This is a genomic window from Xanthomonas sp. CFBP 8152 (assembly GCF_014199025.1).
GTDB lineage: Bacteria > Pseudomonadota > Gammaproteobacteria > Xanthomonadales > Xanthomonadaceae > Xanthomonas > Xanthomonas arboricola_B.
On the sequence record NZ_JACHNO010000006.1, the window covers coordinates 132,639 to 140,594 of the forward strand.

General features: G+C 65.8%; 6 protein-coding genes. 2 read left to right on the forward strand and 4 right to left on the reverse strand.

Annotated elements, in window-relative coordinates; genetic code table 11:
- Nucleotides 1–68: 68 nt before the first annotated feature.
- The 4 genes from FHT09_RS18405 to FHT09_RS18420 are packed head-to-tail and all read right to left on the reverse strand — an operon-like array spanning nt 69 to nt 3,732.
- Nucleotides 69–1,229 (reverse strand): chemotaxis protein CheW, encoded by a 1,161-nt coding sequence (locus FHT09_RS18405; RefSeq protein ID WP_104606379.1) that lies wholly within the window; start codon nt 1,227–1,229, stop codon nt 69–71.
- Nucleotides 1,226–2,008 carry a ParA family protein gene (locus tag FHT09_RS18410; protein WP_104537479.1) on the reverse strand — a complete coding sequence of 261 codons (783 nt, stop codon included), beginning with the start codon at nt 2,006–2,008 and terminating at the stop codon, nt 1,226–1,228. Before FHT09_RS18410 ends, FHT09_RS18405 begins: the two co-directional genes overlap by 4 nt.
- Before the next feature lies 1 nt (nt 2,009).
- Entirely contained in the window at nt 2,010–2,984 is a 975-nt protein-coding gene (gene motD / locus FHT09_RS18415; RefSeq protein ID WP_104606378.1) for a flagellar motor protein MotD, read from the reverse strand.
- A gap of 7 nt (nt 2,985–2,991) precedes the next feature.
- Entirely contained in the window at nt 2,992–3,732 is a 741-nt protein-coding gene (locus FHT09_RS18420) for a flagellar motor protein (protein ID WP_024937680.1), read from the reverse strand.
- Between the two features lie 649 nt (nt 3,733–4,381).
- Between FHT09_RS18420 and FHT09_RS18425 the strand changes: the two genes are divergently transcribed.
- Both FHT09_RS18425 and FHT09_RS18430 read left to right on the forward strand, forming a co-directional pair.
- Nucleotides 4,382–7,534, forward strand: coding sequence for a TonB-dependent receptor (locus FHT09_RS18425; RefSeq protein ID WP_181141337.1), 3,153 nt, complete (start codon nt 4,382–4,384; stop codon nt 7,532–7,534).
- Between the two features lie 166 nt (nt 7,535–7,700).
- Nucleotides 7,701–7,949, forward strand: coding sequence for a hypothetical protein (locus FHT09_RS18430; RefSeq protein WP_184417063.1), 249 nt, complete (start codon nt 7,701–7,703; stop codon nt 7,947–7,949).
- Nucleotides 7,950–7,956: the final 7 nt, after the last annotated feature.

Here is a 7,956-nt window from a genome sequence, read left to right on the forward strand (position 1 = left end):
GGCGGGGGGCGGGAAAGCTTTAACGGTGAATCGCTGCGCGTGCAGGTGCGCGTCAGCTGCGCGGTGGATCAGTGCAGCAAATGGCTGGCATCGAGCAGGATCATCGGTTGATGGCCCAGCCGCGCGACGCCGCGGAACAGGTTGTTGGAGATGCGGCACAGGCGTGCGTTGTCCGGCGGTTCGATCTGCTGATCGGTCAGGCTGGTGACGTCTTCCACCGCCGACACGCGCAGGCCCATGGTCTCGCCGTTTTCCTCCAGCACCACCACGCGCGTCTGCAGATCCATGTTGATCGGCGCCGAGCCCAGATGCATGCCCAGATCGACCACCGGCACCACCTGGCCACGCAGATTCATGATGCCGAGCATCGCGCTGGCGGTGCCGCGCAGTGGCAGCAGCGGTACCGGTAGCACCACTTCCTGCACCTTGAGCAATTCGAGCGCATAGGTCTGCTCGCCGCAGCGCAGGCGCAGCCAGCGCGTGCTGCGCTCGCTGGCGCGCCGCTCGGCCTGGAGGTGCTCGGCCTGGCCGGGGGCCAGCAGCGCCTGCAGGCCTTGCGGATGGAGCGGGGGCGCGTTGCGCGGTGGCTGCATCGGCGCCGGCCGCGCAGGTGCCGGCGAAGGCGCTGCGGCAGCGGCAAAGGCCGGATCGGCATCCATCTCCGACAGCAGATCGGCGGCCAGCAGGTCGGCCCCGGAGGCAGCGGTGGCGAAGGCCGGGTCTGCGTCCATTTCGGCCATCAGATCGGCGGTGCTCATGAATGGGCTGGGTGCAGCGGTGGCAAAGGCCGGGTCGGCATCCATTTCGGCGAGGAAATCGGCGGCGATGTCGGCAGCGCTGGGCGCGGCCGCCACCGGCGGGCCGAAGGCCGGATCGGCGTCCATTTCAGCGAGGAAATCGGCGGCGATGTCGGCAGCACTGGGCGCGGCCGCCACCGGCGGGCCGAAGGCCGGGTCGGCATCCATTTCGGCGAGGAAATCGGCGGCGATCGCGTCGGCGTCCAGCACCGCGGCAACGGCATCGGAGCTCGCCGCTTGCGCGGCAGCGGCGGCTGCGGGAGCCGCGCCTGTTTGCACCGGCGGCTCGGCCAGTGCGATGTCTGCGTCGGCAGCTTCCGTTGCAGCAGCGACGGCGACAATGGCAGCCGGGGCAGGGATCTCGGCGCCGGCATCGTGCAACAGGCCTTCCAGATAATCGTCCAGCTCGCCGTTGGCGGTATGGTTGCTCATGCGGCTTGCTCCATACGCATCGCATCGTCGGCCAGCACCCATTCCAGCGCGCGGCGGTAGGCGGACAGGCCGCGGCCCTGATAGTCGCCGCCGGTGGCGGGGACGGTCAGGGCGGCGGCATTGCAGATTCGGGTATCCACCGGCACCGCGTCTTCCCAGACGATAGCGCCGTAGGTGTCCTGCATCTCCTTGAGCGTCTCGGTGCCGGCGCGGGTGCGACGGTCGAACAGGGTCGGCAGGATCGACACCGGCAGCGCGCGGCGACGCGAACGCTGCACCATGTCGGCGGTACGTACCATGCTGGCCAGGCCATGCAGCGCGAGCGGCTCGGCCTGGGTCGGCACCACCACCCGGTCGCAGGCAGCCAACGCGTTGATCATCAGCAGGCCAAGCGTGGGCGGGCAGTCCAGCAGGATGTAATCGTGCTGGCCGGCATGCCGGGTCATCGCGTTCTGCAGGGCCAGGCCCAGGCCGGGCTGGTTGGCGCTGCGGCGTTCCAGCGTGGCCAGGGCGGCTTGCGCGCACACGTAGGACAGACCGGGGATGGCGCTTTCGTGGGCCAGGCTGGCCAGGTCGCTGGGCGGGGTGCCGAACAGGTCCAGTACCCCGCGCGGCGGCGGGTCGATCGCCACACCGAACGCGCGGGTGAGTGAGGAGTGCGGATCGAGGTCGATCAACAACACCCGGTGGCCGAGCGCGGCCAGGCCACGACCCAATGCCAGCGTCGTGGTGGTCTTGCCGACGCCGCCCTTCTGGTTGGCGATTGCCCAGATACGCATCTCACTGCACTCCTTGAATTACGGCGGGGACGGAACTTGTGCCGCTTTCGGTGGTGACGGCCGTTTGGCCGCCGTCAGACTTGGGAAGCTTGGGCGCCCCGGCGGCGGTCGCATGCATCTGCGATGGCGGATCGGGTGCGAGTGAGCCAGCCGAGTCAGCGAGGATGATCAACACCACACGCCGGTTCGCATTCCGTCCCGCCTCAGTGCTGTTATCGGCACGTGCGCGGAATTCTCCATAGCCCACCATCGCCAATCGCTGCGGGGCGATGCCGTCGTCGGCAAACAGGTGCACCACGCTGGCGGCGCGCGCGGCCGACAGCTCCCAGTTGGAGGGAAATTGTGCGGTTGCGATCGGCTGGTTGTCGGTATAGCCCTCCACGCGCACGCCGTTGGGCGCATCGCGCAGTACCGCGGCCAGTGCCGACAAGGTGTCACGGGCGTTGCCGGCCAATGCCGCCGAGCCGGTACCGAACAGGATGTCGCTGTTGATCTCCACCTCGATCCACAGATCGTTGCGGCGGATGGTGATGAGTTTCTGCTCGATCAATGGCGCCAGCGTCTTGCCCAGCTGCTGGGCCACCGCGTCCATCTGCCGCTGCGCGCGCGCCAGCTGCGCCTGATTGCGCAGCGATACCGGCATGCGCATCTGCGCGGCCATCGACGGCAGCAGGGTCGGGTCGGTCGGTCCGTTGGACGCGGCCATCGGCGCGCCGGCCTTGATCACCGACGGGCGGTCGTAATCGGCGCCCAGGGTCTGGGTGTTGCCGATCTGCACCGGGCTTGCGGCGGTGGACGAGCCACCGAAGGCGGTGGTCAGCGCCTGCGCCATGACCTTGTACTTGCCTTCGTTGAGCGAGGAGATCGCGTACATCACCACGAAGAACGCCAGCAGCAGCGTCATCAGATCGGCATACGGAATCGCCCACGCTTCGTGGTTGCCATGGTCTTCGTGATGTTTGCGACGGCGGGCCATGACGGGACTAATGCAAGTATCCGGCCAGTTTCGACTCGATGTTGCGCGGGTTCTCGCCCTGGGCGATCGCGATCAAGCCTTCGATCGCCATTTCGCGCTCGTTGGTGCTGCAGTGGATGACGCTCTTGAGCTTGGCGGCGACCGGCAGGAACAGCAGATTGGCCGAGGCGATGCCGTAGATGGTGGCGGTGAACGCTGCGGCGATGCCGTGCCCGAGCATGGCCGGGTCGGCCAGGTTCTTCATCACTGCCATCAGTCCCAGCACCGCACCGATGATGCCCAGCGTGGGCGCATAGATGCCCATGCCTTCGAACACCTTGGCCGCGGCAAGATCCTGACGCTCCTGGTTGTCCATTTCGATCTCGAGCATATGCCGCATGGATTCGGGCTCCACGCCATCGACCAGCATCTGCAGGCCCTTGCGCAGAAACGCGTCGTCCTGGCGCGGGAGCTGGTCTTCCAGGCCCAGCAGGCCTTGGCGGCGGGCGATATTGCTCCATTCCACGATCCGTGCCACCAGCTGCGGACGATCGCTGGCCGGCGGCTGGATCACCCAGCGCAGGATCTTGAAGGCGCGCCGGAAAACCGCCGGCGAGGTATGCAGCAGGATCGCCGCCACGGTGCCGACGATCACGATCACGAAGGCCGCCGGCGACCACAGTGACGAAATGCCGGCGCCTTTCAACACGCTGCCGCCCACGATCGCCACGATCGCGAGCACCAGTCCGATGATGCTGAGTCTGTCCATGGAAGCGATATCGGCGCGAGCGCGGCGGACTTGATAGAGCCGGATGGTTGAGAGCGCCAGAAAGTTGTCGTTTTGGGTCATTGGCCGCTTCCCCTCCGGCGTCGATGCAGGGTTGGCAGGTCATCGGCGCATGCGCTTCCGACCAGGGCGTGTCATCAATCCCGCAGCAGGCCCCGCCGCCCTTGCGCGTGTACGCAGGCAACAAGCGCGCGCATGTTCGGTGTGGCGATCGCGTTGGCGATGGCCGCCAAGCGGCGTGTGGTAGGCGATGCCCTCACGTCGATCCAGTCTCTTGCTGAGCTCGGTTTCAAATAAGGTGTGTGCTGGCGCTTCGGTAAACCGCTTGCGTCCGGTTGCGGGCAAGGTGTGTTGCTTGCAGCGATCACGCTGCTGCAGCCGGCGACGCGGTAGGCCGTGCCATGCCGCGTGCAGGCGTAGCGGTGCCGGCCGCCCATCGTGGATGCCTTGCAATGCCGCGGGTCTGTTGCGCGGCAGCATGCGCTGCCGCATGGGCTGTGCTACTTAGCTTTCCACGGTATTAGAACGATCTAATTGCATCTGCGTGGAAGCGGACGCAAGAGGAGGGGCAGGTTGCCGCAACGGCGCCGGATATTTTTGTGTCACTTCGCGCAGCGTTCTTGTCCGATCGTTGGATCGACAGGAATCGGCCGAAGCCACTCACTATTGGGAGAGCATGATCGAAATGAACTGCATGCCATTCGCACGCAACCGCAGCAGGCTGTCCGCCGGTATCGCCATCGCCTTGTTCGCGAGCACCGCCTCCAGCGCCGCCGCCCAGCAGGCCGACGGCACGCCGGCGCCCACGGGCCAGGCCGAGGTGCAGGCCACGGACCTGGATGCGGTGACGGTGACCGGCTACCGCTACGCGATCGAAAAAAGCCTGGAGCAGAAGCGCAACGCCAACGCCGTGGTCGATGTGATCACCGCCGAGGACGTGGGCAAGTTCCCCGACAAGAATGTGGCCGATGCGCTGCAGCGCGTGCCCGGCGTGGTCATCAGCCGCGACGGCGGCGAAGGCAAGAACGTCAGTGTGCGTGGCCTGTCCTCGGAGCTGGTGCTGACCGAATTGAACGGCAACTACATCGCCACCGCCGAGTCCAACGGCGACCCGACGCGCTCGTTCAACTACACGCTGCTGCCCTCGAACCTGCTGGGCAGCGCGGAGTTGTACAAGACCCCGGAAGCGCGCATCGACGAAGGCGGCATCGGCGGCACGGTGATCCTGCAGACGCGGCGCCCGCTGGAACTGGAGCCAAACTCCGGCTTCGTCTCTGCCGAGGGCACCTGGTCCGATACCAGCAAGAAGACCGACGGCCAGTTCTCCGGTTCGTATTCGTGGCACGACAAGGACAACCGCTTCGGTGTCTTCGTTGGCTACACGCAGCAGAAGCGCACCGCACGAACACTCGATGCCAGCACCGAGAGCTGGCAGTGGTACGGGCGCGACGAAGTCGGCCCGGCGGTCGACGTGAACGGAAATCCCTCGGACTTCAATGCCAACTGGTGGGGCGGGACCGGTTTCTGGAACCAGGACGGCAATTACTCCACCGGTTTCATGATGCCGACCGCGGTCAGCCTGGGCGCCAAACGCGAGCAGCGCGAGCGCAAGGGCGGGCAACTGACCTTGCAGTTCAAGCCGACCGACGACCTGACGCTGACCGCGAACTACTTCCGCTTCGACCTGTCGCAGGACTCGCAGACCAATACCATCAAGATTCCCGAGTGGAACATTGCCCGCTATAACGGCGACGGCAACTGGCGCGGCGGCCGTCTGCTCGACGGGCTGCAGTTCGATCCCAGCGGCACCATCGTCACTGGTGCCGCCTATAGCCTGCGTCCGGGCAAGACCTACTATTGCAGCGAGGCGCAGGCCGCCACGGCCGGCCTGCCGCCGGGCGGTTGGGGCTCGGACGATTGCACCGTGCCGACGCCGCAGATCACCGGCAGCTACAACATCGAGAAATCGCAGTCGCAGACGGTGGACCTGGGCGGCGAATGGCGTGGCGAGCAGGTGGACGTGGCGTTCAAGGCTGGCCGCACCTGGGCCAAGGGCGGGCCGGAGCTGCAGTTCTCCCTGCCGATCAAGCCGCGCCTGCAGAACGCCGACGGCAGCTGGACCAACGGCAACTTCGCCAGCGCCTGGGACCTGACCGGCACACCGTCCATGACCTTCTCGCCGGAGCTGATGCAAAACCTGCGCGACGGCATCCTGCAGGTCGACCTCGGCTCGACCGGCTCGTCCTGGACCCGTAACACCAATCAGCAGCAGTACGCGCAGATCGATACCACCTGGCATTTCGATGGCGAGGTCTTCGACTCGCTGCAGTTCGGCCTCAAGCGTCGCGACGGCGGCATCCACCGCAGTACCGGCAACAACTACTGGGTGTGCCCGGGCACCGATCCGGGCGACTACGACAACCGCTACTGGAACGGGCGCTGCAATGCCATCGCCACCCAGTTCTCGCCGGGCCTGCTGTTCGCGCAGGACAACCTGGCCGGTGGCGTCAACGCCAGCGCGTTCCCGGCGATCAACTTCCCGGGCTACATCGGCTACTTGAACCAGACCTACGGCGCGATGCAGACCCGCAGCGAAGACAACTTCGTCTACAACGTCGACGAGGAGATCTATTCCACCTACCTGCAACTCAACTTCCACACCGAGCGGCTGCGTGGCAACGTCGGCGTGCGGGTGGCGCGCACCGGCCAGCGTGCCGATTCCACCGACAAGGTGACCGCCTACAACGACTACTTCTTCGATGGCGCCGACGGCAATCCGCTGGCCTGCCAGCAGGGCGCCGCCATGCCCAGCGGCGCCCCGGCCGACACCTATTGCGGGACCGAAGGCTACTGGCGTTTGTCCGACAGCGTGCAACGCACCGAGTCGTTCGTGGTCAGCGGGCTGGACCGCAACTACACCGACGTGCTGCCGAGTTTCAACCTGGCCTACGACCTGACCGAGAACCTGCTGCTGCGCGCGGCAGCCGCGAAGGTGATCGCACGTCCCAGCTACAACGACATCGCCGCGCCTGGCAGCCTGGAGTTTTACAGTCCCGAGTACGTGGCCGACCGGCGCCTGACCGGCGGTGCCAGCGAGCAGGGCTGGTACGGCTCGGGCAGCAACAAGAACCTGGAGCCGTACAAGGCCAACCAGTTCGACCTGGGGCTGGAATGGTATTTCCACCCGGGTTCGGTGGCAGGTGTGGGACTGTTCCGCAAGAACGTGGAGAACTTTGCGGTCGACGTCATCAGCGACGTGAACATGGTGGTCGACGGGCAACCGGTCACCGTGCAGAACTACAGCACCCAGGCCGGCGGCCAGGACGCGGTCTCGCAGGGTGTGGAGCTCTACGCGCAGCACACGCTGCCGTTCGGTCTCGGTGTGCAGTTCAACTACACCTACAACGATGCCAGCAAGGCGGCGGTGCGGCTGGAGGACGGCACCGAGGTCGGCAAGACCTCCATGCCGGGCAGTGCCAGAAACCAGACCAACCTCACCGTGTTCTACGAGACCGACAGTCTGCTGCTGCGCGCCTCGTACAACCGTCGCGGCGAGCTGGTGCAAGGCCTGGTCAACGGGTTGAACGTCTTTGAGGAGCCGTACTACCAGATCGATCTGAACGCGGCGTACAACATCACCCCGGCGCTCAGCCTCACCGCCTCGGTGCTGAACCTGACCAAGCAGGAGTCCCGCTCGCACCTGGGCGAGGACACCCGCGCCCGCTTCTACACCGGCGGCTACGCAGGCCGGCTGGCGTACCTGGGACTGACCTACAAGTTCTAGCGCCAACGTGTCGCGCCCATGCCTACCGCGTGGCGGTATGGGCGCGATGGTTTGGCGGCGGCCGGGCTGCAGTGTTCGCTTTCCGCGACGACATCGTCGCGTTTGCGCGGTCGTTCACCGCAGGATCTCATCTCACGAGGTCTCTTCTGTTGCGAACGCTCGCACCGTGGCCGTGGCTGCTATGGCGTTGTTTCGCAACCTTCTTCAATCAAACTGGTCGGCGATGCTGCGCTTGACTCAGAGTTCGCTGAGAAAAGTGAATCTGGAACCGTTATTTCTTGGGGCGACCGAAGCTCAGGCACAAGCCTTCATGGATCGCGATGAGTTCGACGTCCACCCAATTTTGAGTAGCGCCTCAGTTTGGAGTCCAATTCCCTACCCCGAGGAGATTGGACGTGAAGAAACGTTTTACTGACGAGCAG